Annotated in this window: 27 protein-coding genes; 6 read left to right on the top strand and 21 right to left on the bottom strand. The window is 65.5% G+C overall.

Going from position 1 to position 26,111, the window contains the following annotated elements:
- Positions 1-30: 30 nt before the first annotated feature.
- The 4 genes from mrdA to H7F36_RS06700 all read right to left on the bottom strand — a co-directional run bounded on the left by mrdA (position 31) and on the right by H7F36_RS06700 (position 4,758).
- Positions 31-2,001, bottom strand: a complete 1,971-nt coding sequence (gene mrdA / locus H7F36_RS06715) for a penicillin-binding protein 2 (RefSeq protein ID WP_187053953.1) — start codon at positions 1,999-2,001, stop codon at positions 31-33.
- Between the two features lie 72 nt (positions 2,002-2,073).
- Positions 2,074-2,595, bottom strand: a complete 522-nt coding sequence (mreD, locus tag H7F36_RS06710; protein WP_187053952.1) for a rod shape-determining protein MreD — start codon at positions 2,593-2,595, stop codon at positions 2,074-2,076.
- Positions 2,592-3,584: a rod shape-determining protein MreC gene (mreC, locus tag H7F36_RS06705; protein ID WP_187053951.1), complete on the bottom strand. Its 993-nt coding sequence runs from the start codon at positions 3,582-3,584 to the stop codon at positions 2,592-2,594. The genes mreD and mreC overlap by 4 nt, the downstream gene beginning before the upstream one ends.
- 130 nt (positions 3,585-3,714) lie before the next feature.
- Positions 3,715-4,758 carry a rod shape-determining protein gene (locus H7F36_RS06700; protein WP_187053950.1) on the bottom strand — a complete coding sequence of 348 codons (1,044 nt, stop codon included), beginning with the start codon at positions 4,756-4,758 and terminating at the stop codon, positions 3,715-3,717.
- 214 nt (positions 4,759-4,972) lie between these two features.
- On the opposite strand from H7F36_RS06700, the gene gatC reads away from it, so the two are divergent.
- From gatC to gatB, 3 genes are read left to right on the top strand one after another with little or no spacing between them, the layout of a single operon-like run.
- Positions 4,973-5,272: an Asp-tRNA(Asn)/Glu-tRNA(Gln) amidotransferase subunit GatC gene (gene gatC / locus H7F36_RS06695; RefSeq protein ID WP_187053949.1), complete on the top strand. Its 300-nt coding sequence runs from the start codon at positions 4,973-4,975 to the stop codon at positions 5,270-5,272.
- The gene (gene gatA, locus H7F36_RS06690) at positions 5,269-6,759 is read left to right on the top strand and encodes an Asp-tRNA(Asn)/Glu-tRNA(Gln) amidotransferase subunit GatA (protein WP_187053948.1); all 1,491 of its coding nucleotides are present in this window, start codon (positions 5,269-5,271) and stop codon (positions 6,757-6,759) included. The genes gatC and gatA overlap by 4 nt, the downstream gene beginning before the upstream one ends.
- 1 nt (position 6,760) lies before the next feature.
- On the top strand, positions 6,761-8,275 hold the full coding sequence (gatB, locus tag H7F36_RS06685) for an Asp-tRNA(Asn)/Glu-tRNA(Gln) amidotransferase subunit GatB (protein ID WP_187053947.1): 1,515 nt from the start codon (positions 6,761-6,763) through the stop codon (positions 8,273-8,275).
- Positions 8,276-8,307: 32 nt separating this feature from the next.
- Here the strand turns inward: gatB and H7F36_RS06680 are convergent, their stop codons facing one another.
- Both H7F36_RS06680 and pyrE read right to left on the bottom strand, forming a co-directional pair.
- Positions 8,308-8,949, bottom strand: a complete 642-nt coding sequence (locus H7F36_RS06680) for a DUF4124 domain-containing protein (protein WP_410003070.1) — start codon at positions 8,947-8,949, stop codon at positions 8,308-8,310.
- Positions 8,950-9,009: 60 nt separating this feature from the next.
- Positions 9,010-9,699: an orotate phosphoribosyltransferase gene (gene pyrE, locus H7F36_RS06675; protein WP_187053945.1), complete on the bottom strand. Its 690-nt coding sequence runs from the start codon at positions 9,697-9,699 to the stop codon at positions 9,010-9,012.
- A gap of 11 nt (positions 9,700-9,710) precedes the next feature.
- Here pyrE and H7F36_RS06670 point away from each other — a divergent pair, with 11 nt between their 5' ends.
- Positions 9,711-10,514, top strand: a complete 804-nt coding sequence (locus H7F36_RS06670) for an exodeoxyribonuclease III (RefSeq protein ID WP_187053944.1) — start codon at positions 9,711-9,713, stop codon at positions 10,512-10,514.
- Positions 10,515-10,617: 103 nt separating this feature from the next.
- Positions 10,618-11,292, top strand: a complete 675-nt coding sequence (locus H7F36_RS06665; RefSeq protein WP_187053943.1) for an SOS response-associated peptidase family protein — start codon at positions 10,618-10,620, stop codon at positions 11,290-11,292.
- Positions 11,293-11,300: 8 nt separating this feature from the next.
- Here H7F36_RS06665 and H7F36_RS06660 read toward each other — a convergent pair whose 3' ends face one another.
- From H7F36_RS06660 to H7F36_RS06640, 5 genes are all read right to left on the bottom strand, one after another.
- A complete protein-coding gene (locus H7F36_RS06660; RefSeq protein WP_187053942.1) occupies positions 11,301-11,711 on the bottom strand; it encodes a DUF3830 family protein in 411 nt (136 codons plus the stop codon).
- Between the two features lie 33 nt (positions 11,712-11,744).
- Entirely contained in the window at positions 11,745-13,286 is a 1,542-nt protein-coding gene (locus H7F36_RS06655) for an amidohydrolase family protein (protein ID WP_261802515.1), read from the bottom strand.
- Positions 13,287-13,351: 65 nt separating this feature from the next.
- Positions 13,352-14,494, bottom strand: coding sequence for a ring-opening amidohydrolase (locus H7F36_RS06650; protein WP_187053941.1), 1,143 nt, complete (start codon positions 14,492-14,494; stop codon positions 13,352-13,354).
- Positions 14,491-14,871 (bottom strand): hypothetical protein, encoded by a 381-nt coding sequence (locus tag H7F36_RS06645; protein WP_187053940.1) that lies wholly within the window; start codon positions 14,869-14,871, stop codon positions 14,491-14,493. The genes H7F36_RS06650 and H7F36_RS06645 overlap by 4 nt, the downstream gene beginning before the upstream one ends.
- A gap of 10 nt (positions 14,872-14,881) precedes the next feature.
- Positions 14,882-15,700 (bottom strand): cysteine hydrolase family protein, encoded by an 819-nt coding sequence (locus H7F36_RS06640; RefSeq protein WP_187053939.1) that lies wholly within the window; start codon positions 15,698-15,700, stop codon positions 14,882-14,884.
- A gap of 21 nt (positions 15,701-15,721) precedes the next feature.
- On the opposite strand from H7F36_RS06640, the gene H7F36_RS06635 reads away from it, so the two are divergent.
- The gene (locus H7F36_RS06635) at positions 15,722-15,907 is read left to right on the top strand and encodes a hypothetical protein (protein ID WP_187053938.1); all 186 of its coding nucleotides are present in this window, start codon (positions 15,722-15,724) and stop codon (positions 15,905-15,907) included.
- Between the two features lie 141 nt (positions 15,908-16,048).
- On the opposite strand, the gene H7F36_RS06630 is transcribed toward H7F36_RS06635, so the two are convergent.
- From H7F36_RS06630 to H7F36_RS06585, 10 genes are all read right to left on the bottom strand, one after another.
- On the bottom strand, positions 16,049-16,741 hold the full coding sequence (locus H7F36_RS06630; protein ID WP_187054831.1) for a GntR family transcriptional regulator: 693 nt from the start codon (positions 16,739-16,741) through the stop codon (positions 16,049-16,051).
- Positions 16,742-16,846: 105 nt separating this feature from the next.
- The gene (locus H7F36_RS06625; RefSeq protein ID WP_187053937.1) at positions 16,847-17,521 is read right to left on the bottom strand and encodes a cysteine hydrolase family protein; all 675 of its coding nucleotides are present in this window, start codon (positions 17,519-17,521) and stop codon (positions 16,847-16,849) included.
- Positions 17,522-17,539: 18 nt separating this feature from the next.
- Positions 17,540-19,189, bottom strand: coding sequence for an ABC transporter ATP-binding protein (locus H7F36_RS06620; RefSeq protein ID WP_187053936.1), 1,650 nt, complete (start codon positions 19,187-19,189; stop codon positions 17,540-17,542).
- A gap of 8 nt (positions 19,190-19,197) precedes the next feature.
- Complete coding sequence (locus H7F36_RS06615; protein ID WP_187053935.1) at positions 19,198-19,920, bottom strand: cysteine hydrolase family protein; 723 nt, start codon at positions 19,918-19,920, stop codon at positions 19,198-19,200.
- Positions 19,920-21,002: a formamidase gene (locus H7F36_RS06610; protein WP_187053934.1), complete on the bottom strand. Its 1,083-nt coding sequence runs from the start codon at positions 21,000-21,002 to the stop codon at positions 19,920-19,922. Before H7F36_RS06610 ends, H7F36_RS06615 begins: the two co-directional genes overlap by 1 nt.
- A 36-nt stretch (positions 21,003-21,038) precedes the next feature.
- On the bottom strand, positions 21,039-21,959 hold the full coding sequence (locus tag H7F36_RS06605) for an ABC transporter permease (protein ID WP_187053933.1): 921 nt from the start codon (positions 21,957-21,959) through the stop codon (positions 21,039-21,041).
- A gap of 16 nt (positions 21,960-21,975) precedes the next feature.
- Positions 21,976-23,058: an ABC transporter permease gene (locus H7F36_RS06600; protein WP_187053932.1), complete on the bottom strand. Its 1,083-nt coding sequence runs from the start codon at positions 23,056-23,058 to the stop codon at positions 21,976-21,978.
- A 9-nt stretch (positions 23,059-23,067) separates the two neighbouring features.
- On the bottom strand, positions 23,068-24,180 hold the full coding sequence (locus H7F36_RS06595; protein WP_187053931.1) for a BMP family ABC transporter substrate-binding protein: 1,113 nt from the start codon (positions 24,178-24,180) through the stop codon (positions 23,068-23,070).
- A 127-nt stretch (positions 24,181-24,307) separates the two neighbouring features.
- Positions 24,308-24,691, bottom strand: coding sequence for an oxalurate catabolism protein HpxZ (gene hpxZ / locus H7F36_RS06590; RefSeq protein WP_187053930.1), 384 nt, complete (start codon positions 24,689-24,691; stop codon positions 24,308-24,310).
- A gap of 31 nt (positions 24,692-24,722) precedes the next feature.
- Positions 24,723-26,111 (bottom strand): AtzE family amidohydrolase, encoded by a 1,389-nt coding sequence (locus tag H7F36_RS06585; RefSeq protein ID WP_187054830.1) that lies wholly within the window; start codon positions 26,109-26,111, stop codon positions 24,723-24,725.

Below are 26,111 nucleotides of genomic sequence, written 5' to 3'. Positions count from 1 at the left end.
TCCTCTGGGTACGTGGCAGGGAGCGGTGGATCAGGGCGCAGTCGCCGGCGTCGCGGCCACAGTCGGCCAGGCGACTTCGCTGGCGACGCGTGGCTTGCCCATGGGCGCCGCTGCCTTGCCGGTCTTGATGGCTTCCATGTCGGCTTCGCTCGGGTACTGGTCCATCAACCAGTAGTCGAACACCCGGCGCGCGATGGGGGCTGCGGCACCGGCGCCCCAACCTGCGTTTTCGACCACCACCGCCACCGCGATTTTCGGGTCATTGGCCGGCGCGAACGCCATGAACAAAGCGTGGTCGCGCTGGTGCTCTTCGAGGGACTTGGCGTTGTACTTCGTGTTTTGTGCCTGCGTCACGGCCTGTGCGGTGCCGGTCTTGCCTGCTGCAACGTAGCCTGCGCCGCCGAACACACTGCGCGCCGTGCCGGCCGAGATCACCGCCATCAATCCATCGCGCACCACCGACACGTTGGCCGCGCTGAAGCCGAGGTTGATGGCCGGCGGCTGCACCACCGACGTCATCTGGCCGGTGACCGTGTCACGCGTGCCCAGCACGAGATGCGGCTGGTGCTTGATGCCGCCGTCGGCCACGATCGACGTCGCCTGCGCCAGCTGCAGCATCGTGAAGCTGTTGTAGCCCTGGCCGATACCGAGCGAAATGGTTTCACCGGCATACCACTTCTTGGCCTCGGGCCGCTTGTAGGCGTTGCGCTTCCATTCCTGGCTCGGCAGCACGCCGCGCAATTCGCCACTCAGATCGATGCCGGTGATCTGCCCGAAGCCGAGTGGCTTCATGAAGTCGTGAATCAGGTCGACGCCCATATCGTTGGCGAGCGAATAGAAATAGATGTTGCTCGACAGCTGGATGGCGCGCCGCATGTCGACGCCGCCCAGGTTGCCCTCGGGGCTGCCGAAGCGGTGCCCGGCAAAGTTGTAGTAGCCGGGGTCGTTCACGATCACGTTCGGCCCGCGCTTGCCGGTCTGCAGAGCAGCCAGTGCCATGAAGGGCTTGTAGGTAGAGCCGGGCGGGTAGGTGCCGCGCAGCGCACGGTTCAACAGCGGCTTGTCGAGCGACTCGCTCAGTTCTTTCCAGCTCTCGGTGTCGATGCCTTCGACGAACAGATTGGGGTCGAAGGTCGGCTTGCTGACGAAGGCCAGAACTTCGCCGGTCTTGGGGTCGATCGCCACCAGCGCGCCGCGCCGGTCACCGAACATGTCCTCGACCATCTTCTGCAGCTTGATGTCGAGCGCCAGCATGACGGTGTTGCCGGGCGTGGCTGGATGGCCCGCCAATCGCCGCACAGCGCGGCCACCAGCCGAGGTTTCCATCTGCTCGACGCCCGTCAGGCCGTGCAACTCTTTCTCGTAGCTTTGCTCGACGCCGAGCTTGCCGATGTATTCGGTGCCTTTGTAGTTGGCGAAGTCCTCGTCTTCCCAATCTTCCATCGCCGCTTTTTCGGTCTGGTTGATGCGGCCGATATAGCCGAGCACGTGGCTCGCGATCTCGCCGTTGGGGTAGTTTCGAAAGAGCCGCGCCTTGATCTCTACACCCGGAAAGCGATAGCGCTGCGCCGCGAATCGCGCCACCTCTTCGTCGCTCAGGCGTGTGCGAATCGGCACCGAATCGAAGCTGCGCGAGTCTTCGCGCAGGCGCTTGAAGCGGCGTCGGTCGCGCGGCGTGACATCGACCACCTCGGCCAGGCCATCGATCGTCGCGTCGACATCGACAGCCTTCGACGGCGTGATCTCCAGCGTGTAGGCCGAGTAGTTCGACGCCAGGATGATGCCGTTGCGGTCGAGGATGAGGCCCCGGTTGGGCACCACCGGCACAACGGCCGTGCGGTTATTTTCAGCCTGTTCGGCCAGGTCTTCGTGCCGCACGACTTGCAGGTACACGAGCCGCATGCACAGCAGGCCGAAAGCCACCAGCACCGCGAGCCCGGTGACGATGACGCGGCGCTTGAAGCGCGCGACCTCGGCAGCGACGTTGCGTATTTCAGTCATGGGGCAAACGAGCTTAGGCGGGATGCCGCGTCAGGGCAAATCGAAGGCAGATCGAACAGGCTCGAGCGTTGCTCACAGCGGACGGTTGGCGTCGGGCTCGGGCGTGCGACGCTGGGGCGCCAGCAACAGCACGCTCGCCAACGGCCAGAGGACGGTTTCGATGACCGGCGACACCATCAGGTTCCACCCGGGGAACACGCCGCCACCGATCATGCGAATGGCCAGTTCGATGACGTGCGACAGCGCGAAGAGCGGCAGCACTTGCAGCGCCTGCGAGGCCACCGGATACCAGAGCAGCCGCCGATGAATCGCGATCGCGAAGTAGCCCAGCGTGGTGTACGACAACGCATGCTGGCCGAGCATCGCCGATTGATGCACGTCCATCACCAGACCGAAAGCGAACGCGACGCCGATGCCGATGCGGGTCGGCTGGTGCACGCTCCAGAAGACGATGGCAAGCGCCAGCAGGTCGGGCGTCCAGGCTGCGCGCCCAATCGGGATCATGTTGAGCAGCAGCGCCACGAACAGGCTGGTCCACATGAAAAGCGGACTGAGGGGGAGCAGCAACTGCTGCTGGCCGGGTCGCATGATCATGGTTGGCGTTCCTTGGGTTTCGGCTTGGCGGCGGGCTTCTTCTCAGCTGCTTTTTCCGCTGCCTTGTCGGCCTTTTTCTTCGCGGCCGCCGCAGCCGCCGGCGCGGCGGACGGTGCCGGCTTCGGCGGCGTGTTGGCACCGGTCGGCGCCAGCACCAGCACATAGCGCGCCGAGCTCACATGGGCCAGTGGCAGGCAATGGATGCGCGCGAAAGCGGAGTCGGCGCGGCGCTCGATACGGTCGATCTTTGCGACAGGCAAGCCCGCCGGATAGACGCCGTCGACGCCGCTGGTCGACAGCAGATCGCCCTCTTGCAAGTCCGAGTTCGCGGCCATGAAGCGCAGCTCGAGCCCGCCGCCGTGCGCATTGGCATCGCCGAACGCCACGCTGCGTGCGCCGGTACGGGTGTTCTGCACCGGAATCGCCAGGTCGCGATCGATCACCAGCGTGATCTCGCTGGTGAAGGGCTGCACCTGCGTGACCTGACCCAGCACCCCGTGCTCGTCGATGACCGGCGAGCCCGCGGCAATGCCGTGCGTCATGCCCTGGTCGATCACGACTTTGCGGGTGTAGGGGTCGGCTGCGTCATAGAGAACCTCGGCCGCACGCGATGGCGTCGGCGTGCTCGTGCGCAGTTCGAGCAACGACCGCAGCCGCGAGTTTTCTTGCAGCAGGGTGTCGGACTGGCTGGCGCGCTCAGACTGCACCGCCAGCGCCTTACGCGCATCGGATTCGCCGCTCTGCGCCGTTTGCAGATCTTCGAGGTAACGACCACCGCCAACCATCGCTTGCACCGGTTTCAGTGCCAGCCACTGCACCGGATACAGCACGGCACCGATGGCCGCGCGCAGCGGTTGCACGATGTGGAACCGGGCATCGGCCACCATCAGGAACAGCGACAGCGCGCTGAAAAAGACCAGCTTGCTGAGTGCCGACGGCCCCTGGTTGAAGAGGGGCGGGGCGGTGCGGTCAAGGGTACCGAGCGGCATGGCGCTTTATGCCACACGAGTGGCTGGTTTCAGGGCTGCCGTGGAACCGGCTTTGCCGTGACGCTGGCAGCGTCCCCGGCCGGGGGTGGGAGCGCGACACGAAGTGCGCGCGACCTGGGCGCGAGCGACCTCACTCCGACGTGAAGATGCTTCCAAGACGGTCCATGCGCTCCAGGGCGATGCCGCAACCGCGCACCACGCAAGTCAACGGGTCTTCGGCGACGAGCACAGGCAGACCGGTTTCCTCGGCCAGCAGGCGATCAAGATCGCGCAGCAGCGCACCGCCGCCGGTCAACATCATGCCGCGCTCGGCGATGTCAGCGCCCAGTTCGGGCGGGGTCTGTTCCAGCGCGTTCTTCACGGCCGAAACGATGTTGTTGAGCGGATCGGTCAGCGCTTCCAGCACTTCGTTGCTGCTGATGGTGAAGCTGCGCGGCACGCCTTCGGACAGGTTGCGGCCCTTGACTTCCATCTCCTTGACTTCGGAGCCCGGGAAGGCCGACCCGATGGTCTTCTTGATCACTTCGGCCGTCGGCTCGCCGATCAGCATGCCGTAGTTGCGGCGGATGTAATTGATGATGGCCTCGTCGAAGCGGTCGCCACCGACGCGCACGCTGCCCTTGTAGACCATGCCGCCGAGCGAAATCACACCGACTTCGGTGGTGCCGCCGCCGATGTCGACGACCATCGAGCCCGACGCTTCCGACACCGGAAGGCCAGCACCGATCGCCGCGGCCATCGGCTCTTCGATCAGGTAGACCGACGTGGCGCCGGCCGCTTCTGCCGCGTCCTTGATGGCGCGGCGCTCGACCTGGGTCGAACCGCAGGGCACGCAGATGATGATGCGCGGACTCGGCGTGAACAGCGTGCGCGGATGCACCATCTTGATGAACTGCTTGATCATCTGTTCGGTGATCACGAAGTCCGCGATGACGCCGTCTTTCATCGGGCGGATCGCCTCGATGTTGCCCGGCACCTTGCCGAGCATGGCCTTGGCCTCTCGCCCGACCGCTTGAATGACCTTCTTGCCATGCGGGCCGCCTTCGTGGCGGATGGCGACTACCGATGGCTCGTCGAGCACGATCCCCTTGCCCCGCGCGAAGATCAGGGTGTTGGCCGTACCGAGGTCAATTGCGAGGTCGGTAGAAAAATACCGACGAAAAGTACCGAACATGAAGGGGTCCTCTGCGGGCACGGCATGCGCTTCGGCATGGCATCGCCCTTGTTTTGACAGGTGAAATTGAGGGCTTTTGCGGCAAATGCCGGCGCGTTCGCGGGGGTTGCGGCAAAGGCGGGATAATAACCGAATCCCCTGTCTTTTTCACGTTTGCACGCCCCCGAAGGATGCAATGCCACCGGTGCTTTCACCGGACCAAGCCACTCTCCCGATGTCACTTTCCGCTTCCGATATTGCGCGCATCGCTTCGCTGGCGCGCTTGCAACTCGCCCCCGACGAGAGCGAGCGCCTGCAAGGCCAGATCAACGGCTTTTTCGAACTGGTCGAGCGGATGCGCGCCGTCGACACCGCAGGAATCGAGCCCTTGGCGCATCCGGTGGCCGCCATCGAAGACATCACGCTGCGCCTGCGCGACGACGTGGTGAGCGAGCCGAACAACCGCGAAGCCAATCAAAGAAGTGCACCCGCCGTCGAGGCAGGCCTGTTTCTGGTGCCGAAGGTGATCGAATGAGCGGCACGCAGATTCACGAAAAAGGCGTGGCCGAACTAGCCCGTGCATTCGCGTCCCGCGAAGTCTCGGCCGTCGAAGCCGCGCAACACTTTCTCGGCCGCATGAAGGCGCACGAATCGCTCGGCGCCTTCGTCGCGGTCGACCCGGAGGTCACGTTGGCCCAGGCCCGTGCAGCCGATGCATCGATGGCGGCCGGCAACGCACCGGCCCTCGCCGGCGTGCCGATCGCGCACAAAGACATCTTCGTGACGCTCGACTTCCCGACCACCGCGGGCTCACGCATCCTGGCCGGCTACCGATCCCCTTTCGATGCGACCGTGGTGCGCAAGCTGGCCGAGGCCGGCACCGTGACGCTCGGCAAGCTCAGCTGCGACGAGTTCGCCATGGGCTCGGCCAACGAGAACGTCGCCGTGCCTGCGGTCGGCCACGACAAGGCCGTGCCGGTGCAAAACCCATGGGATCGGGCGCGCATTCCGGGTGGCTCGTCCGGCGGCAGTGCAGCGGCCGTGGCCGCGCGACTGGCGCCGGCCGCCACCGGCACCGACACCGGCGGCTCGATCCGCCAGCCCGCATCCTTCTGCGGCGTGACCGGCATCAAGCCGACCTACGGCCGCGCTTCGCGCTACGGCATGGTGGCCTTTGCGTCGAGCCTGGATCAGGCCGGCCCGATGGCCCGCTCGGCTGAAGACTGCGCCTTGCTGCTGTCGGCCCTGTGTGGACCCGATCTCGACCGCGACTCGACATCGATCGACCGCCCAGCCGAGAACTATTCGCGCTCGCTCGATGCTTCGCTCGATGGCCTGCGCATCGGCGTGCCCAAGGAGTTTCTGGGCGATGGCGTGGCGCCCGGCGTGCGCGCTGCGGTCGATGCAGCGCTTGCCGAATACGAGAAGCTAGGTGCCCGCCGCGTCGAGGTGAGCTTGCCGCGCACCGAACTGTCGATTCCGGTCTACTACATCATTGCCGCGGCCGAAGCCTCGAGCAACCTGAGCCGCTTCGACGGCGTCAAGTTTGGTCATCGCGCCAAGCAGTACAGAGACCTGGCCGACATGTACGGCAAGACGCGCGAAGAAGGCTTCGGCGACGAGGTCAAGCGCCGCATCATGATCGGCACCTACGTGCTGAGCCACGGCTATTACGACGCTTACTACCTGCAGGCGCAAAAGGTGCGCCGCATGATCGCCGACGATTTCCAGCAGGCCTTCGCGCAATGCGACGTCATCGCCGGCCCGGTGGCACCCACGGTCGCGTGGAAGTTCGGCGAGCATGGCAACGACCCTGTCGCCGACTACCTGGCCGACATCTTCACCCTCCCCGCCTCGCTCGCCGGCCTGCCGGGCATGAGCCTGCCGGCCGGTTTCGATGGGCACATGCCCGTTGGCCTTCAATTGATCGGAAACTATTTCGGCGAAGCGAAGTTGCTGAATGCAGCGCATCGTTTTCAACAAGCGACCGATTGGCACACACGTACGCCGGAGGGCTTTTGAGATGAGCCAACCCGTGATGAACTCTTTCGAACAGATGCAGGAAGGCCGACCGACCGGCCCGCTGGTGCGTGGCTACGAAGTCATCATCGGCTTCGAGACGCATGCGCAGTTGTCGACCGCCAGCAAGATCTTCAGCCGTGCCTCGACCGCCTTCGGTGCCGAGCCCAACACACAGGCTTGCGCGGTCGACCTGGCACTGCCCGGCTCGCTGCCGGTGATGAACAAGGGCGCGGTCGAACGTGCCATCAAGCTGGGCCTCGCGCTCGGCTCCACCATCGCGCCGCGCAGCGTGTTCGCGCGCAAGAACTACTTCTATCCCGACCTGCCCAAGGGCTACCAGATCAGCCAGTTCGAGATCCCGGTGGTGCAAGGTGGCGAGGTGTCTTTCTTCGTGCCTGCGGCGACGGCCGGACAGCCACCCGAACCCAAGACCGTTCGACTGGTGCGTGCGCATCTGGAGGAAGACGCCGGCAAGTCGCTGCACGAAAACTTCATCGGCCAGTCCGGCATCGATTTGAACCGTGCGGGTACCCCGCTGCTCGAAATCGTGAGCGAGCCCGACATGCGCTCGACCGCCGAGGCCGTGGCGTATGCGAAAGAGCTGCACAAGATCGTGACGTGGATCGGCATCTGCGACGGCAACATGCAGGAAGGCAGCTTCCGTTGCGACGCCAACGTGTCGGTGCGCAAGCCCGGCCAGCCGTTGGGCACGCGACGCGAGATCAAGAACCTGAATAGCTTCAAGTTCATGCAACAGGCGATCGACTACGAGATTCGCTGGCAGATCGAAGAGATCGAAGATGGCCGCAAGGTACAGCAGGCAACCATTCTTTTCGACCCCGACTCGGGCGAGACGCGCGCCATGCGGACCAAGGAAGACGCGGCCGACTACCGCTACTTTCCCGACCCTGATTTGCCCCCGCTGGCGATTGCGCAAGACTGGATCGACCGCGTCAAGGCTGAGATGCCGGAACTGCCGCGTGCGATGGCTGCGCGGTATGTGACTGCACACGGACTTTCCCAGTACGACGCGGCGCAACTCACGCAGAGCACGGCACTGGCGCGCTACTTCGACGACACGGTCGCGGCAGGTGCTGCGCCAAAGCTCGCAAGCAACTGGATCACCGGCGAGATGGCGAGGCGACTCAACGCCGAAGACATCGCGATCACCGACGCGCCGGTCGTTTCTGCGCAACTCGCCAAGCTGGTCACGCGCATCGCCGATGGCACCGTGTCGCACAACGCAGCGCGCCAAGTCTTCGATGCCCTCTGGTCCCGCGAAGGTACCGACGTCGATGCGCTAATCGAAGCCAAGGGCCTGAAGCAGATGAGCGATACCGGCGCCCTCGAAGCCATCGTCGACGGCGTGCTGGCGACCAACCAGAAGAACATCGACGAGTACCGCGCCGGCAAAGAGAAAGCCTTCAACGCGCTCGTCGGTCAGGTGATGAAGGCCAGCCAGGGCAAGGCCAACCCGGCGCAGGTCAACGCGCTCTTGAAGTCGAAGTTGAGCTAGCGCAGCAGAGCCGGCGCCCGCGGGAGCGTCGGCTATTTCGCCGTGCCGCCAGCGTCTGATGTCCAGAGTTGGCGCAGCTTGATTCGCTCGTCATCGAAGCGCGAATTCACCCGCTTCTTCTCGTCTTCCTGGTCGCTGACAAAGCGGTTTTGCACCGCCATGCTCTGCACGTTGTCGTCGAGCTTGCGACGCACGGCACCCGGGGCACGGCCGATGTCGCTTTTGTAGAACTCGAGCTCTTCGTCGATTTTCTTGCGCTCGTCGGACAGCTCGGCCAGGCGCTTCTTTGCTGCCTGGGTCACAGCGTCGATCTGCACGAGTGCCTCGGCGCGCTCCCGGTTGTGCGCCGCGGCGTTGGGGTATCGGACCAGCAGCGCGCGTTCCCGTCGCCGCTCTTCGAGCTGGCGCGCCTGAAGCAGCGACTGCTGCCTCGCGCGCTCCTCGCGCTCGGCCGATTCTCGTGCGGTGTAAGTCGGCTCGACGGTGCGGCGCGTGGTGCCGCTCGGGTTGAGTTCGCGCTGCTCGCGGTCGATGCAATCTGCAATCGGGCGATCGGCGGTGATGATGCGGCCGCGCGAATCGGTGCAGCTGTAGATGCCGCCGCTCGGACCGCCCGAGTTGGCTGTCGTCTGCGCGTTTGCAGTCCCTCCAACGAGCAACAGGATTGAAGACAAGATCGCGAAAAAATTATGTGTGCGCACCAGAAATCCTGTCTTTCAGCCGACCGAAAAAGCTCAGGCGCCGTAGCGCTGTCGGTAAGCCATAACTCCCTCGCGATGAACGCCCAGCGAAGGGTCTGCGCGTTCCGAGAGGTAATGTAGCAAGTCGTTCAACGTGGAGATGGCCACCACCGCCATGCCGAGCTGATTGCGTACATATTGCACAGCGCTGTGGTCGACATCGATGCCGTTCTCCGTCGCTTTTTCTTGTCGGTCGAGCGCTATGACCACGCCGTGCGCGACCGCGCCGGCAGCCTCGATGGCCGCGATCGATTCGCGCACCGCAGTGCCGGCGGACATGACGTCGTCGACGATCAGCACGCGACCCGCAAGCGGCGCACCGACCAGCGTCCCGCCCTCGCCATGGTCCTTGGCTTCCTTGCGGTTGTAGGCAAACGGCACGTTGCGGCCACGCCGCGCCAGCTCCGCCGCCACCGTCGCCCCCAATGGAATGCCCTTGTAGGCCGGGCCGAAGATCATGTCGAACTCGATGCCGCTTTCGATCAACCGGTCTGCATAGAATTCAGCCAGCCGCATCAGCTTGGCGCCGTCGTCGAACAGGCCCGCGTTGAAAAAGTAGGGACTCATGCGACCGGCCTTGGTCTTGAATTCGCCGAAGCGCAGCACCCCGGAATCGATCGCGAACTGCACGAAGTCCAGCGCGACCGAACTGCCAGCCTCATTCAATTCAGTCAACTCAGCCATCGGGAATTCCTTTGTTCAAACTCACAAGCCTCAACCTCAACGGCCTTCGTTCGGCAACGACCAAGGGCGTGGCCAACTGGGTGGCCGAACTGGCGCCGGATTGTATTTGCATGCAGGAAATCCGCGTCCAGGCAAGCGATGTCGAAGGCCGATTCGAAGAAATGGCCAACCTGAAAGGCCACTTCCATTTCGCCGAGAAAAAGGGTTACGCCGGCACCGCCATCTACACGCGCCATGCGCCGAGCGACGTCGTCATCGGCTGGGGCGACGCCGAGTTCGACGCCGAAGGCCGTTACCTCGAGCTGCGCTTCGACACCCCTGCGCGCAAGCTGTCGATCATCAGCTGCTACTTCCCCAGCGGCAGCTCGGGCGAGGAACGGCAGGCCGCCAAGTTCCGTTTCCTCAAGGGCTTCTTTCCGCATCTGACCGCGTTGAAGAAAGAACGCGAGTTCATCCTGTGCGGCGACATCAACATCGCGCACCAGCAAATCGATTTGAAGAACTGGCGCGGCAACCAGAAGAACAGCGGCTTCTTGCCTGAAGAGCGCGCCTGGATGACGCGACTGCTCGATGCCGGCACCGAGGGCGCCGGACTGGTCGACGTCTATCGCATGCTGCAGCCCGAGACCACTGACGCGGCCTACACGTGGTGGAGCAACCGCGGTCAGGCCTATGCCAACAACGTGGGTTGGCGTCTCGACTACCACTTGGCGACGCCAGCGCTCGCTCACTTGGCACAGCACGAGTCGATCTTCAAGACCGTCAAGTTCAGCGACCACGCGCCGATCACCGTCGACTACGATTTTTCGCTTTGAAGATGTAAAAAGCTTCGAATTCAGGGGAAAGGTAAGCCGTTTGCATTAACTGCTGGCCGCAATTTTTCTCCCGAAATATTCCGTTGCATTTAGAGTTGGTCGCATGGCCCACCGCTATCACGCCGTTCAGGATCCAGCGCATTTTTGGCGCCAGTTTGGCGTTCAGGCGCCGGCCGTGGCGCCTGAAGTTCGCGTCCACGAACAAGGCGTGTTCGTCTGCCGACCGCGCACCGACGCGGCCCGCGGTGGCAAGCTACCTCGCTTTGAAGCCGCGACCGGCCGCTGGGGTTTGATCCCGCTGTTTTCACCGGACGGTCGCGACCGCCTTACGCATGAAGCAGCCAGCGAAACCGCCGCGACCGAACGCAACTTCTATCAGCCATGGAAACGCTCGCACCGCTGCGTGGTGGTTGCCCATGCGTTGTTCGAAACGACCGACACCGGCAGCGAAATTCGCATCGAGCGATTCGATGGCGCACCGTTTTGCATCGCCGGGCTGTGGAACGGCTGGCGCTCGCCACAAGGCGCGTGTGTCGAGAGCTTTGCGCTGTTGACGATCGACGCCACCGAGGACGCGCTCATGCAGCAACTCAGGGGCGAACGTCCGCGGCGCCGCCCTGTGATCCTGCCCGACGGCTGGGTCGACGAGTGGCTCTATGCGCCCATCGAAGAAACATCGGCATTCCTCCGGCCGTATCCGCTGCAGATGTGGGTGACCGAAGTACCGATCGCACTGCCGAAGCAGACAACGTCGGTCGAGGCCGCCAGCTTCGGTTGAGCTTGGGCTCAGGCCAGTTCGAACAGAACGTCCTGGGCACCTTCCCACAGTACTTTGCGGCCGAGCGCCTGAAGTTGATCCTGCCCTTCGACGATCGTCAGGAAGTGATTGCCCGCCAGCGGCCCCATGCGGCTCGCGAAGCTGCACGGTCCATACGCCCAGATGATCTCGGTCTCGCTGTAGCCGCCCGGGTAGAACAGGATGTCGCCGCGTGACGGATGGGCGGTGTGATTCTCGAAGCCGACGCCCAACTGAAAGTCGCCGAGCGGAACCCAGCAGCCCTCGCCGCTCCATCGCACATGAATCAGCTTCTGCCGATACGGCAGCAGCTTGGCAAAGGCAGCCACGGTGAGCGGTGCGTCGGGATGGGTTTCGGCGACGAAGTGAAGGCCGCCGGCGGTGATGTCGAGTCGTGTCATGCGAGATTCAAGGTTTGAGATATTGAAATTGGGTCAGTCGCAGCAGCCGCCGAAGTGCCCGCTGCGATAGAACGGCGCGAGGTCTTCGGACAGCGCCTGTACGGTGCCGCGCCATGAAGCGCTGGCCGCATCGCTGGACACATCGCTGGACAGAGCCGCGCGCATTCGCGCCAACAACTCGGCACGCAAGGCCGTCTCGTCGATGCCGGTCACACGGCCGCCTTCGACCACGCTGCGGCCGCCGATCAGCACCTGCGCGATGTGGCTGCCATTGCCGCGCGCCAACAACAGATCGAGCGGATCGATGTCGGAGAACAGCGCATCGTCGTCGAGCGCATCCCAGTCGAGCAGCACGATGTCGGCCGGCGCGCCGGGCTCGATGCGTCCACCACTACGCAAGGCGCCCCCCACGCTGCGCGGACCGTGTCGCGCCGCAAAGCCCCACAGCTGATCGCGCGTCATCGTCGTGTCGAAGCCCCAGCCGCGGTGCAGCGAATAGGCGAGCCGCATCTCGCGCAGCGCATCGTCGTCTTCGTCGAACGCCATGCCGTCGAGGCCCATCGCCACGCGACAGCCTTGCTTCAGCATCTCGGGCAGTGGCGCTATGCCCGACTTGAGGCCGAGGTTGGAGCTGGTGTTGACTGCGATCGTCACGCCGCGCTCGGCCAGCAGCGCCAGCTCGTCGGCGCGCGCCCAGGTGCAATGCGCCAGCGTGAGACGCGGACTCAACAAGCCGATGCTGTCGAGAAATTGAACGATGCCGCCGGGATGCGCCGCATCGGACCATGCGCGCTGGTACTTGGTTTCCAGCAGGTGCATGTGCACGGGGCGGCCGGTGTCTGCGGAGGCCTGTGCAATCGCTTCGAGCAACGGCGTGCAGCACCACTGCACGGCGGCCGGGCCGTACTGCACGGTGACGTGATCGCCATAGCCACCTTCGCTCACCATCGCAGCGACCTCGTCCACCAACGCGAGTTGCTGGGCCGGCGCCATCGGCTTGACCGACAGCCGCTGCGCGACCACGTCGCGAATGCCCGGCCGCAGTGCCTTCAACACCGTCGCGTCGTCGCAGTAGGCGATGCCATTGCGGTCGCGCATCGCGATTGCGAAGCCGATGCGCACACCGACATCACTCGCCGCCCGTGCCACCGCGCGGGCCTCGTCGACATACGGCATGCCGCCCTGCACCCGCGTGTAGTGAACCATCAGATTGGCGACGCCGTGCCGCACAGAGCGCGCGAACGAGGTGGCGGCGCAAAGGTACGGGTCGACGCCGGGTGCGAGGCCGAGGTAGGGGAGCCAGCTTTCGAGCGGTTGGTCGAAGGCGCCGAGGGTGGCGCTGCGGACGGTGCGGGCGTGGTCGTGGGCGTTGGACAGGGCCGGCAAGGCCAGCAGGCGACGCGCCGTGACTGCGGCGCCCAGTGCCTCCAGCGCATCGATCGATGCCACGCGACCGCCCGAAACTGCCACTCGCACATCGGCCTGCGCAGGCGCAGCGCCGGGGTCGGTCAACAGCCAGGCGCAATCAAAGCTTTGTCGGGTCGGCGTAGCGTCAGGCATCTGGGGTGTCGTCATTTCAGTGCGAATTGTGCGGGTCGAAGCGCATGCCACGCCCAGGTTGGCGTTGCGCACCATGGCTTTCAGCCCACGACCGCGAAGATCGCGGCGACCGGACCACCGCCGGCTGGCCCCTGGTGCTCGGCACCGCCCGAGACGTAGAGGGCGGTCTGGCCGACCACCGAGGCCAGCACGGCGCCGACCGCTGCGCGGGCGTGCCGCGTGGCGTTGATGTCGGAGTCGTTCAGCATGGTGTGACGAGCGCCGCGCACCAGCCCACTCGGGCTGGCCTCCGCCTTGGCCAGCAGGTTGACCAGCCGCCCGCGAATGGCGTCGGCATCGCGCTCGGGGTCGAGCCCGAAAGCCTCGCGCAGCAGGCGGCGCACGCTGGTGGCATCGACCGCGTCCTGCATCACGGTGTGCGCGATGCGGTAGGCCGATGCGCTGCCGACGGCCTCGCCCAGCACGATGACGACGTTGCCTTCGAGCTCGATCCCGGCCGAGCACGAGGCCCGTGCCGAATACAGCGCGCTGTCTTGCAGGATCGCCGCCTCATCGACTGCGGCCAATTCGCCGAGTGCCAGTCCGACGCCGAGCGCCGAGGCGCCACGCGACCAGCCCATCGATTCATAGCTGTCGCGCGTGACCGTCGCTGCGCCGCGCTGTTGCGCCGCCAGCACCTTGGCGGACGTGAGCAACGGGCACTTGACCTGCACGAAGTGCACGTCGGCCGCGTCGTCGATGCCGGCATCGCGCATCGCGGCCCGCACCGCTTCGGCCGTGGCCGCGACCTGCGCCATGCGGCCGATCTCTTCGGGCGCGAAGGCGCGCGTGTGCGCCGTGCCGATCACCAGGCGCTTCTCGCCCGACACGCTCGCGGCATCGCTGACATCGATGAAGCCACGCGTGAACACCGTGAAGTGCGGCGACAGGACGCCCTCGGTGCCGCCCGACATTACGAGCGCCACGCGGTCGTGCACCTGCGCCACCGTGCAGCGGAGATGTGGCGCGAGGAAGTGGCACCAGGCCGTGGCGGCGAAATCGCGGGTGTGGTCGTTGACGCAGCCGTTGCCTTCGGTCTTGCCCATTACCGCGACGATCTGCGCTGGGTCGAGCCGCCCCGCATCGACCAGCGCCTGCACGCCCGACAGGTCGCCCGGCCCGCTGCACGGCACCCGGAACACCTCGACCTTTTGCGCTTGCCGGGGCGCGGCCGGCGTGCTCACAGCGCGCCCACCAGCCCGTCAACCAACGGCAGCGCGTTGAGCGGAATGCCGGGTGACTTGGCGCCGATGGCGATGTCGGCATGGGCACCGGGCCCTGTCACGGCCTTGGTGCCATACAGGCCCCAGGCCTTGGCCGGCGCCACGGCGCTCCACTTGACGTAGTCCAACAGCGTCACCTTGTCTTTGAGTTGCAAGTCCATGTCGGTTTTCTGGTGTTCAGCGGGCGATGTTGGAAGGTCGGCAGGAAGAACCACGCTTGCGGGCCTTCGTACTTTCAGCACCAGCTTGATGGGCGTTTGTGCGTCGGCCGGCGTTGCCTCCAGCAGCGCTGTGGCAGCAAGGCGGGCCAAGGAGCAATCGAATCGTTTGGAAGGCATGGGCGAACGCTCAAGAACGGGAAAGTGAAAGGCGCAGCGCCGCCGCCGTCGCCACGAAGCCGTGCAGCAGTTCGACGATGTAGAGCACGCCCTGGGTCACGAAGGCGGGCGACGGTGTGCTGCAGGCGTCTTCGAGCAGCACGCAGTCGTAGCCGAGAAAGGCGGCGTCTTGCAGCGTCGAGAACACGCAGCGGTCGGTGTTGATGCCGGCGAACAGCAGCGTCGTGATGCCTTGCTGGCGCAACAGGCTGTCGAACTCGTTGTCCCAGAAGCCACTCAGGCGGTGCTTGTGCACGGTGATGTCGGCCGGCGCCAGCTCCAGTTCGTCGATGACTTGGGCGCCCCACGAACCCTGCACCAGCGATGCGCCGTGGTCGATCGGCGAGTGTTCGGCGTAGCCCACCGCATCGGCGCGGCGCTTGCCCTTGAACTGCACGGTCGGGCTCAGGTTGCGCTTGTCGGCGCGGATGCCCCAGTTCAGCCACACGACCGCGCCGCCGGCCTCGCGCCATGCCGGCAGCAGGCCTTGAAGAACGGGAATCGGCCGGCGTGCCGACTCGGTGTCGATGCCTTTTTGCGCGAACCAGCCTTCGGGGTGGCAAAAGTCGTTTTGCATGTCGACCACCACGAGGGCACTGTGCGCCAGGTCGATCTCAATCGGCTGCGGCCGGGCGTCGATCAGCAGCGGCTGCGGCGCGAGCGGCTGGCGCACAAAGCTGATGCGGTCGGCATGCAGTTGCCACGCGTTGTGCAGAGCGGGGCCGAATGTCACCGCTTCGGGCCGCTTCGGCGCCATCTTGGGGCGTGGCGTGCGCGATGAGTCTTTCATGCTCCTTCACAAGCACCCACCGTGCCACACGGCGCATTGCTTTGCTGCCTTATCGCGCTGGTCGCCAGCCAGGCGCTGGCGTCCATCGAGGACCGCGGCTTTCCGAAAGTGGAGATGGTGCTGGCGAGTCTGCACGGGCGGCAGCCGCCGCTGATTGCCTATGCGTTTACGGAGTTTTTGGGGGAAGAATTGAGAGCGCTAAAGTGAGGGCGCTGGTAGTTACGCGACTACAAAACTTTGTGAATCGATCCGGCCTTTGTTCATCTATTTTCTTCTTCGCGAGTTGTCGACAGTCTCTGTCGATTGCGGTGCGTTGTCATAAAGCGAACGTCGTGACCAGCAGACTACTCACCCAGCCGCGTGCCGCGCCATGTGCACTTGGTGCAGCGTGATCTTTCGCACCTCCGCCTGGCTCGTCCCGATGTGCGCCCGCAACAACATCGCCGCCTGATCGCCGCGGTGCGCGCGGATGGCTTTCAGGATCTTGGCGTGCTCGTCATACGTCGCGTCGATGCGCGGCTGCTTGGTGAAGTCGAGGCGGCGAATGATGCGGATGCGGTCGGTCACATCGCGATGCACGCGGGCCATCTCGGTGTTGCCGGCGGCGGCGACCAGCGAGCAATGAAACTCCTCGTCCCACTGCGCGACCTGCGTCGCATCCGTGCTGCGCTGGGCGCTGGGTACCAGCCAGATGGCGACCAGCGTGTCGAGCATCGCGCGGTCGATGTGGCGGTCGGTTTCGCAGAGGCGATGCGCGGCTGTGGTCTCCAGCACCATGCGCAGGTCGTAGAGCTGTTCGAACTGGTCGAAGTCGAACGGCAGCACGCGCCAACCGCTTCTGAAAAGAACCTCGACGTACCCTTCCTGCTGCATGCGAAACAGCGCCTGGCGCACAGGCGTCCGCGAGACGCCCAAGCGCTCGCTGATCTCGTTTTCAGTGAAGCGGTCGCCGGGCACCATGCGGAACTCGGCGACGTCGCGCTTCAGCTGCGCATAGACCTCGTCGGCGCGGGTGCGGAACGGCACCGGAGCAGGGACGATGGGGTCCGGCGTCGACGCAGCGGCAGCGGCAGCGACCGCAGCAGCGGAGCCGACAGGACGGGCGGCGCGCGTGACAGGAGTACGGACGGTAGACACCGCGGAATGTTAGTCGCTGCCGGTGCCGCGCAAGACAGTCAACACTGCATTGCTCGGCGCGGTCCAGCCGACGATGGCGCCCTGGGCGCGAATCATGTCGATGGCCGCCGCCTTGAATGCGGGGAAGTAGCTCTCGGTGCAGTCTTCGAGCAGCAGTCCGTCGTAGCCACGGTCGTTGGCTTCGCGCATGCTGGTCTGCACGCAGACCTCGGTCGTGACGCCACCGAAGAGCAGGTGCGTGATGCCGCGCGCCTGCAGCGTTTCATGCAGGCCGGTCGCGTAGAACATGCCCTTGCCGGGCTTGTCGATGACCAGTTCGCCTTCGACCGGCGCCAGTGCTTCGATGATCTGGTTGCCGACCTCGCCCTTGACGAGGATGCGACCCATCGGCCCTACGTCGCCGATGCGCAACGTCGGGCTGCCGCGGTTCAGCTTGGCCGGCGGGCAGTCCGACAAGTCAGCCGCGTGCGCCTCGCGCGTATGGACCACCAGGCCGCCGGCCTCGCGCCACGCCTGCAACATCGTTTGCGTCGCGGGCACGATGGCTTCGAGCAAGGACACGTCGTTGCCCAACGTCTCGCCGAAGCCGCCGGGCTCGATGAAGTCGCGTTGCATGTCGATCAACACAAGGGCGGTTTTATCTATGTCGAAGTCGAAGGCGAAGGGGTTGGCTTCCACGCGCATGGTGTGCTTCTCGGTTGGTTAGTGGTGCCCGCCGCCCATGTGCGCGCCGAGCACGTGCCGCTCGGCTGTGGCCGCAGGCGTCTCGAACACGACGCGGCCTTCGCTCATGACCACGATGCGATCGGCCAGCTCCAGCAACTCGTCGAGGTCTTCGCTGATGAGCAGCACGGCGCCGCCCTTTTCGCGCACCTGCACGATGCGCGCGTGGATCTCGGCCACGGCAGCGAAGTCCAGCCCGAACACCGGGTTGGCCGCGATGAGCACGTTGATGTCGCCGGCCAGTTCGCGCGCCAACACGGCGCGTTGCACGTTGCCGCCCGAGAGGCTGCGAATGGGGGCACCTTCGCCTTGCGTCTTGACGCCGTACTCGCCGATCCACTCCCGCGCGCGACTGCGCCAAACGGAAAAGTTCAGCAAGCCGCCGCGCGCTAACGGAAGCTGATCGAAGTCGCGCAGCGCCATGTTCTCGGCCACGCTCAAATCGGCGACGCAGGCATTGCGCAACGGTTCTTCGGGCAGGCTGCGTACCTTCAGTTCGCGGTTCTCGCTGCGCTTTGCAGCATAGGGCTGGCCCATCACCGTGACCTTGCCCGACAGCCGTGCACGCTGGCCGACCAGCGCCTCGACCAGCTCGCGCTGCCCATTGCCCGACACGCCCGCCACGCCGAGGATTTCGCCGGCGCGCACCGACAAACTCAGGTCGTGCAACGCCAGCGTGCCACGGTCGCCCATGGCTTGCAGGTTCTCGACATTCAAGGCGATCGGCGCGTCGCTCGCCAGCACCTTCATCGTGTGCCGCGCACGGCCGGTCGGCGCGACCGCTTCCAGCACGGCCGGTGCATCGCCTTCGGGCGGTGGCGCCACGCCTTCGCCCGCCTCGCCCATCATGGCCGCAGCCAATTGCGCCGGGCTGGTTTCGTCGACGCGGCAGTGGTGCACCGCCTTGCCGCGGCGCAGCACCGTCACGCTGTCGGCATAGGCCATCACTTCGCGAAACTTGTGCGTGATGATGAGCACGGTACACATGCCGCTCCGCGCAAAGTCGCGCACGTGGCCCAGCACTTCATCGGCTTCCTGCGGCGTCAGTACCGAGGTCGGCTCGTCGAGGATCAACAGACGCGGCCGCAAGTACAACTGCTTCAACAGTTCGAGCTTCTGCTTTTCTCCGGCCGCCAACGACGAAGGCGTGACGTCGAGGTCGAGGCTGAAGGGCGTGGTCGCGAGAAATGCCTTGAGGTCGGCGCGCTTGGCTTTCCAGTCGATCAGCGCCGGCGTCTTGCCGCCGGCCAGCAACAGATTCTCCGCCACCGTCATGCCCGGTGCCAGCGTGAAGTGCTGATACACCATGCCGATGCCCAAAGCGCGCGCGACGATCGGGTTGGCGATGTCTTGTTCCCGGCCGTCGATGAGGATGCCGCCTTCTTCAGCCCGCTGAAAGCCCGCCACGCACTTCACCAGCGTGCTCTTGCCCGCGCCGTTTTCTCCGAGCAGCGCGTGCACCGTGCCGGGCTCCACGTGCATCGTCACCGAGTCCATCGCGGTGAAGGCACCGAAGCGCTTGGTGAGCCGGTAGGTGTCGAGCGTGAGCGCGCCGGTGCCCGCGGGCAACGCGCCGATAGGGTGCGTGCGCTCTGCGATATCTGCGGGTGCACTGAGCTTTGCGGCCATGCGGTCTTTCAGTGCTCGAGGGCGCCGACGGCGTCGATGAACGCCGTCGATGTGGCATGCGCACCGAACACGCCGCCTTGCATCGTGATCATCTTCAGCGCGGCCATATGGTTTCCGTGGTCCGTGGCTGCCGTGCAATCCGACAGCAGTAAAGATTCGAAGCCGCGGTCGTTGGCGTCGCGCATCGTCGTGTGCACGCACACGTCGGTCGTGATGCCGGCGAGGATCAGGTTCTCGATGCCGCGGGTTCGCAGGATGAGTTCGAGATCGGTCGCATAGAACGCGCCCTTGCCCGGCTTGTCGATGACGACTTCGCCCGGCAGCGGTGCCAGCTCGGGAATCAGCTGCCAGCCCGGCTCGCCGCGAATCAATATGCGGCCGCACGGCCCGTCGTCGCCGATGCCGACGCCGTTGGCGCCGATCTGCCGCGAGCGCCAGCGCTTGTTGGCAGGCAGGTCGGCCAGGTCGGGCCGATGGCCTTCGCGCGTGTGGATGATGTGAAAGCCGAGCGGCCGCAGCACGGCCAGCAAGCGCGCGATCGGCGCGATGGGTGCCTGCACGAGCGCGAGGTCATAGCCCATCACATCGACATAGCCGCCCTTGCCGCAGAAGTCGGTCTGCATGTCGATGACGATGAGCGCCGTGTTGGCCGGCCGCAGGTCGCCGTTGTAGGGCCATGCGTAAGGCTCGGCCGCGATGTGCAGCGCTGGCAAATTGGCGGCGTCGGTCATCAATCGAGAGCCCTCCGGTGTGCCGAGGCGGGGTCTTGCGGAATGTCGGGCAGCGCGGCGGGGAGTTGCGGTACGAGCGGATGCATCTCGTGGCCCTTGTAGGCACGAAGCGGCGCCGCAAAGCCGCACGAGGTGCCGTCCGTCACCTGCACCTGGTGGCTCCACGGCAGCTTGTAGTTGCCGGCCGCCATGTCCTGCATGTAGGTGTAGGGGCAGTCTTGCGCCCCGCCCTTCACTGCCACGTAGCCGCGGTGGTAGAGCTGGTAGATGTTGTTCTCGACGCCCCATCCGGTGCGGGCTTCGCGCACCAGGTCGGGCCGCAGTTCGCAAGTGATGATTTCGTCGACGCGGCTGCCGCCTTCGACCATCACCGTGCCGTCGAAGCTGCAGAACATGCCTTCGCCCATCGAGTCGAAGCTGCCGTCGCTGCCGCACAGGCACACGCTCGCGGTGTAGGCCAGGTTGCAGAAGGCGTTGGCCTGGTTGGTGATCTTCCAGGCATGGCGGATCGGCGCCGTGTAGCCGGCGGTGCGCAGGATGATTTCAGCACCCTTGTACGTGGCCTCGCGCGCCATCTCCGGGAACATTCCGTCGTGGCAGATGATGAGCGCGAGCTTGCTGCCGTTGGGGCCGTCGCACACCGGCACGCCGACGTTGCCCGGCTCCCACGGCTCGACCGGCACCCACGGATGGAGCTTGCGGTAGTAGAGCCGTATCGCGCCCATGTCGTCGACGATGAGCCCGGAGTTGTACGGGTTGCCGTCGGGGTTGGCTTCCATGATGGAGAAGCAGGCCCAGATGGTGTTGTCGACACACGCCTGCCGCAGCGCCTTCACCTCGGGGCCGTCGAGCTCGCACATGATTTCAGGCGAGGTGTCCATCGAGAGGCCGTGCAGCGAATACTCGGGAAACACGACGAGGTCCATCGTGCCCTGGTTGCGCCTCGCCTTGCCGACCATGTCGCAGACACGCTGCGTCTGCGCCGTGAGGTCGGCTTTGGTCTTGACCGTTGGCAACTGCAGTTGCACCAGGCCGATGACGACGCCGTTCGCCGATTTGTTCAAGCCACCGAATCCACTCATTTCACTGATTCCTATAAGGGTTGGCGCGCCGAACGATCAGCGCGTCGAAGACAACTCGCCAGGACTGCCGATCGCGACGCTCCCGGGCTTGCATGTGATGACCAGGATCACCAGCGTGAGTACGTAGGGCACCGTGTTGAAGAGGTGGTAGCCCCAGCCCACGCCGACCGATTGCAGCGCCGGTCCGATGGCGCCCGCACCGCCGAAGAGGAAGGCCGCACCGACGCACCGCAGCGGGCTCCAGCGCGCGAAGATGACCAGTGCCACCGCGATCAAGCCCTGCCCGCTGGAGATGCCCTCGTTCCAGCTGCCCGGATAGAACAGCGTGAGCGACGCCCCACCGAGCCCGGCGATGAAGCCGCCCGCCGTGGTGGCCGCGATGCGAATGCCCGCCACCGAGTAGCCGAGCGCCCGCGTCGCGTTGGCCGAATCGCCCGCCATGCGCACCAGCAGGCCGGCGCGCGTACGTGCGAAGCCCCACCACAAAAAGACCGCGAGCAGGAGGCCGACCGGCACCAGCGCGTTCAGCTGCAGCGCCGAGCGAACGACCGGGTTGTCGCTCCAGTCGCCGAGCGGGATCGCCGGGATCTGCGGCGCTTGCGGCTGGATCAGCGGCTTGCCGAGATAGAACGCGAGGCCGGTGCCGAAGAGCATCAACGCGATGCCGGTCGCGACGTCGTTGACGCCGTCAAGCGAGCACAACAAGCCGTGCAGCAAGGCGAGCGCCGCGCCGGCGCAGGCGCCGATCAGCACGCCGAGCCAGGGTGAGCCGGTGAAGTACGCACCGCCGAAAGCCGCCATCGCCGACAGGACCAGCACGCCTTCGAGGCCCAGGTTGATACGGCCCGATTTCTCGGTCAGGCATTCACCCAGGCTCACGAAAAGAAACGGTGCGCCAACACGCAAGGCACCGCCGACGATGCCGGCGACAAGCGCCACCCATTGGTCCGCGGTCATGGTGAACGGGCAGCGTTCATGCAGCCTCCACGGTGTTGGTCTTCTGGGCCGAACCCGCAGCGATGGTCTTCGCGCTCAGCTTCTTCCAGTCGATCATCCGCAGCCCCTCGCTCGCGAGGATCAGCACGAACGCGATCCCCTGCAGCACCAGCACCGACGCATCGGGCAAGCCGAGCCGACGCTGCAACAGGCTGCCCGCCGCACCGAAGCCGCCGAACAAAATGGCGACCGGAATGATCGCGATCGGGTTGTGCCGCGCGATGAACGAGACCAGGATGCCGGCGTAGCCATAGCCGGCGATCAGCGACGCGTTGGCGTTGGTGTGCACGGCAGCGACTTCGACCGCGCCCGCCACGCCGGCACACGCACCGCCGATACCGCACGCCGCAAGAATCAACTTGGTCGCAGGCAGGCCGACGAGCTGCGCGGTGCGCGGATTGCCGCCCACCACCCGGATCGCAAAGCCCGACGCCGTGATGCGCAACCAGAGCCCGAGTCCGATGCAGGCCACGATGCCGATGACCAGACCCCAATGAATGTCGGAGCCGCCGATGCCGCCGATGAGCAAGGCTTCGGGCAGCGGATAGGTCGAGGGTTTGTTCAGGCTGGCCGGGTCGCGCAGCACGCCTTCGACCAGGTGCTTGAAGATGCCGATGGCGATGTAGGCCAGCAGCAGGCTGCTGATGGTTTCGTTGATGCCACGGTACTGCCGCAACCGGCCCGCCAGCATGATCCACAGCCCCCCGGCGAAGGCGCCGGCGATGCACACCAGCACGGTGCCGATGACGTTGGCAGGCAACGGGACGGCATGGGCCAATGCCGCGCAGGCGAGTCCGCCCAGCACCAACGCCCCTTCGCCGCCGATGATGACCAGCCCGGCCCGCGCCGGGATGGCCACGCACAACGCGGTGAGCATGAGCGGCGCCGCCCGCTGCAACGTGTTCTGCCATGAGAACCAGTCGCCGAACGCGCCCTTGAAAAGCGTCACCCACACTGCCACCGGATCGACCCCGGCAAAGGCGACCAGCAGGCCGAAGAGCAACAGCGCCGCCACGATAGCGAACACCGGCAAAGCGATTTCGCGGAGGGCGTTGCGCATGCTCGGCCTTTAGAAACTGCCGTTCACACCTTCGACCAGATAGTTCATCTTTTCGAGTTCGATGTCGGTCTGCTTTTGCGACTTGCCAGCCGCCAGCACTTCCTTGCCCTTGTTGTCCTTCAACGGGCCTTTGAAGATGTCGAAGGTGCCGGCGATCATCCGGGCCTTGACGTCGTCGGCCTGCTTCTTGGCGGCGTCGGTCACGGCCGGGCCGTAGGCCGACATCTTCACGTAGCCGTCCTTCAGGCCGCCACGCAAAAAGTTGGGGTGCGGCTTGCTGGCTTGCGCGGCTTCGATGATGGTCTTGTAGGCGGTGAGCCAGTTCCACTCGGCACCCGTGAGGTAGGCCTGAGGCGCCAGCTTGGCCTGGCTCGCGTGGTAGCCGCAAACCATCTTGCCGCGCTTGGCTGCCGTCTCGACGACCACCTTGGGGCCATCGACGTGCATCGTGAAAACGTCACAACCCTGGTCGGCCAGGCTGTTGGTGGCTTCGGCTTCTTTCACCGGCATCGACCACTCACCCGTGAAGATGACACTGCAGGTGATGCCAGGCTTGACCGAGCGCGCACCCAGCGTGAAGGCGTTGATGTTGCGCAGCACCTGCGGGATCGGCTTGGCGGCGACGAAGCCGATCTTGCCGCTCTTGCTCATGTGGCCGGCAATCACGCCGTTCAAGAACTGGCATTCGTCGATGTAGCCGAAGAAACTGCCGACATTCTTCGGCATGCTCTCGGTCCAAAGGCCGCCGCAATGCGAAAAGCGTACATCGGGGTCCTTGGGGGCGAGCGCCAGGATGTGCGGGTCGAAGTAGCCGTAAGAAGTCGGGAACAGCAGCTTGGCGCCGTCCTGCGAAATCATGCCGGTCATGGTCTTTTGCACCGCCGCGGTCTCGGGTACGTTCTCTTCTTCGACGACCTTGATGCCGGGCATCTTCTTGATCTCGGCCGCAGCCTGGGCGTGGGCCTGGTTGTAGCCGTAGTCGTCGCGCGGGCCGACGTAGATGACGCCGACGGTGAGCGGCTTTTGCGCGCTGGCGAGTGCGCTGAAACCTCCAAGGGTGCCCGCTGCGCCGAGCGCGGCAAGGGACTTGAGGGAATCGCGACGGTTGAATTGACTCTTCATGGCTCTCTCCGGTTTTGGGCAACTTGCGGTTTAGTCCTTGGACAGATCCAACAACGGTTCTATCTTGGATACAAGAAGGTATGCACAAAGCGTGCCGAGCCCAAGTGCACCGAAATCGATACCGATTTCAGAGCAGGCTCACATGCGCGGACACCACGCGCCAGCCCTCGGGCGTGCGCATCCACGTCTGGCTCTGGCGGCCCGTGCGCTCGGTGCCGGCACGGCGAAATTCGCAGTTGGCGGTCGCGAAGTCGTGCCCATAAGTGGTGATGACGGTGCGCAGCAATTCGCGCTGAAGCCCCACGGCGGGGCGTCCGGCACGGAAGGCCTGGATCTCGGCATGGCCGTACAGGTTTTCGGTGGCGCCGTAGCGCAGCGTGAGCGTGCTGGCCCAGAACAATTCGTCGAGCACCTCGACCTTGTTGGTGACGAGCGCGTCTTCGTAGCGCTCGAATGCGGCGGTGACTTGTGCAACGACGTCGGGCAGGTTGATGCTGAGTTGCGGGAACATGATCGTCTTTAGGTTGTCGTGTTGAAGTGATTCAGTTGAGCGCAGCCACCGGCGCATGCACCACGCCGGCCGCTTCGAGCGCGGCCGCCACGCGCAGCACCAGGTCTTCGCGCCAGGGTGCGCCGATCACCTGCACCCCGATCGGCAAGGTCGCATGGGCGCCCCACACCGGCACCGCGCAGACGGGCAGCCCGACGCAAGAAATGGGTTGCGTCAGCAGCCCCATGTTCGGGCGCACCGGCAGCCGCTGGCCGTTGATCTCGAACCATTCCGCACCGATGGGCGTGGCAGCTGAAGGCGTTGCCGCGGCCAGCAGGATGTCGTAGCGCTCGAACACGCGCGCCACCGCCTCGGCATAGGCGCGGCGCACACGCTGGGCGCGCGCAACCCACGCGGCCGGCAGCAACGCACCGGCTAAAAATCGGTCGCGCGACAGCGGCTCGAAGTCGTGCGGACGGTTGCGCAAGTCACTCAAGTGCAATGCCGCACCTTCGGAGTTGGTGATGAGAAACGCGGCCGCGCGGCCGGCATCGACCATCGGCAGCATCACGGTGTTGACCGCACCCAGCGCATCGGCCACGCGGTCGACCGCGACAAGCGCTTCCGGCCCTGCGTGCTCCCGAAAGTAGCCGCCGAGCACGCCGATGCGCAGACCCTGCGTGCCGAGGTCGAGATCTTTGACGACGGCCTCTACATCGCGCTGCGCACAACCGGGGTCGCGATGGCCGAAGCTCTCCGGCCCCTGCATGGCGTCGTACGCCAGCGCCAGATCGCGCGTCGACCGCGCGAACGGGCCGAGGTGGTCCAGGCTCGAAATGAAAGGATAGCTGCCGGTGCGCGGCAGGCGGCCGAAGGTCGGCTTGAGCCCGAACACGCCGCACAGCGAAGCCGGCACGCGGATCGATCCGTTGGTGTCCGAGCCGAGCGTCAGCGGCACCTGCCCCGCCGCCACCGCAGCACCCGAACCGCCCGACGAACCACCTGCGATGCGGCTGCCGTCATGCGGATTGCGCACCGGTCCGTAGTGGCTGTTCTCGGTGGTGAAACCGTAGGCGTACTCGTCCATGTTGAGCGCGCCGACCAGCACCGCGCCAGCGCTTTCGAGGCGTCGCACAAGCGCAGCATCGCTGCGCGCCGGCGCACTCTCGCGCTCGATCTTCGAGCCGGCCAACGTGGCGATGCCGGCGATGTCGAACAGGTTCTTGACGGCGAACGGCACGCCCAGCAGCGGCAGCTCGCGCGTGCGATCGCCGTGGGCCGAAGCCAGCGAGACATCGACCTGCGACGCGCGCCGCAGCGCCCGCGCCTGCAGCACTTCGGTGAACGCGTTGACGCGGCTGTCGGTCGCGGCGATGCGCTCCAGGCTGGCCTGCACCAGCGCCACCGCGCTGACCTCGTTGGCCCGCACCGCGGCGGCCAT

The sequence above is a fragment of the Variovorax sp. PAMC28562 genome (assembly GCF_014303735.1).
Classification (GTDB): domain Bacteria; phylum Pseudomonadota; class Gammaproteobacteria; order Burkholderiales; family Burkholderiaceae_C; genus Variovorax.
The sequence above is the reverse complement of the archived record's forward strand: the minus strand, read 5'-3'. Positions and strand labels throughout refer to the sequence as shown.

Coding starts and splice junctions, on each gene's coding strand:
- H7F36_RS06660 (WP_187053942.1), bottom strand. CDS start 11,711: ATGACACGACTCGACATCACCGCCGGCGGCCTTCACTTCGTCGCCGAA.
- H7F36_RS06625 (WP_187053937.1), bottom strand. CDS start 17,521: ATGCGCGTGGAAGCCAACCCCTTCGCCTTCGACTTCGACATAGATAAA.
- H7F36_RS06655 (WP_261802515.1), bottom strand. CDS start 13,286: ATGACGACACCCCAGATGCCTGACGCTACGCCGACCCGACAAAGCTTT.
- H7F36_RS06665 (WP_187053943.1), top strand. CDS start 10,618: ATGGCCCACCGCTATCACGCCGTTCAGGATCCAGCGCATTTTTGGCGC.
- gatC (WP_187053949.1), top strand. CDS start 4,973: ATGTCACTTTCCGCTTCCGATATTGCGCGCATCGCTTCGCTGGCGCGC.
- hpxZ (WP_187053930.1), bottom strand. CDS start 24,691: ATGTTCCCGCAACTCAGCATCAACCTGCCCGACGTCGTTGCACAAGTC.
- pyrE (WP_187053945.1), bottom strand. CDS start 9,699: ATGGCTGAGTTGACTGAATTGAATGAGGCTGGCAGTTCGGTCGCGCTG.
- gatB (WP_187053947.1), top strand. CDS start 6,761: ATGAGCCAACCCGTGATGAACTCTTTCGAACAGATGCAGGAAGGCCGA.
- mrdA (WP_187053953.1), bottom strand. CDS start 2,001: ATGACTGAAATACGCAACGTCGCTGCCGAGGTCGCGCGCTTCAAGCGC.
- H7F36_RS06615 (WP_187053935.1), bottom strand. CDS start 19,920: ATGACCGACGCCGCCAATTTGCCAGCGCTGCACATCGCGGCCGAGCCT.
- H7F36_RS06595 (WP_187053931.1), bottom strand. CDS start 24,180: ATGAAGAGTCAATTCAACCGTCGCGATTCCCTCAAGTCCCTTGCCGCG.
- gatA (WP_187053948.1), top strand. CDS start 5,269: ATGAGCGGCACGCAGATTCACGAAAAAGGCGTGGCCGAACTAGCCCGT.
- H7F36_RS06585 (WP_187054830.1), bottom strand. CDS start 26,111: ATGGCCGCCGCGGTGCGGGCCAACGAGGTCAGCGCGGTGGCGCTGGTG.
- mreC (WP_187053951.1), bottom strand. CDS start 3,584: ATGCCGCTCGGTACCCTTGACCGCACCGCCCCGCCCCTCTTCAACCAG.
- H7F36_RS06620 (WP_187053936.1), bottom strand. CDS start 19,189: ATGGCCGCAAAGCTCAGTGCACCCGCAGATATCGCAGAGCGCACGCAC.
- H7F36_RS06700 (WP_187053950.1), bottom strand. CDS start 4,758: ATGTTCGGTACTTTTCGTCGGTATTTTTCTACCGACCTCGCAATTGAC.
- H7F36_RS06645 (WP_187053940.1), bottom strand. CDS start 14,871: ATGCCTTCCAAACGATTCGATTGCTCCTTGGCCCGCCTTGCTGCCACA.
- H7F36_RS06640 (WP_187053939.1), bottom strand. CDS start 15,700: ATGAAAGACTCATCGCGCACGCCACGCCCCAAGATGGCGCCGAAGCGG.
- H7F36_RS06610 (WP_187053934.1), bottom strand. CDS start 21,002: ATGAGTGGATTCGGTGGCTTGAACAAATCGGCGAACGGCGTCGTCATC.
- mreD (WP_187053952.1), bottom strand. CDS start 2,595: ATGATCATGCGACCCGGCCAGCAGCAGTTGCTGCTCCCCCTCAGTCCG.
- H7F36_RS06605 (WP_187053933.1), bottom strand. CDS start 21,959: ATGACCGCGGACCAATGGGTGGCGCTTGTCGCCGGCATCGTCGGCGGT.
- H7F36_RS06600 (WP_187053932.1), bottom strand. CDS start 23,058: ATGCGCAACGCCCTCCGCGAAATCGCTTTGCCGGTGTTCGCTATCGTG.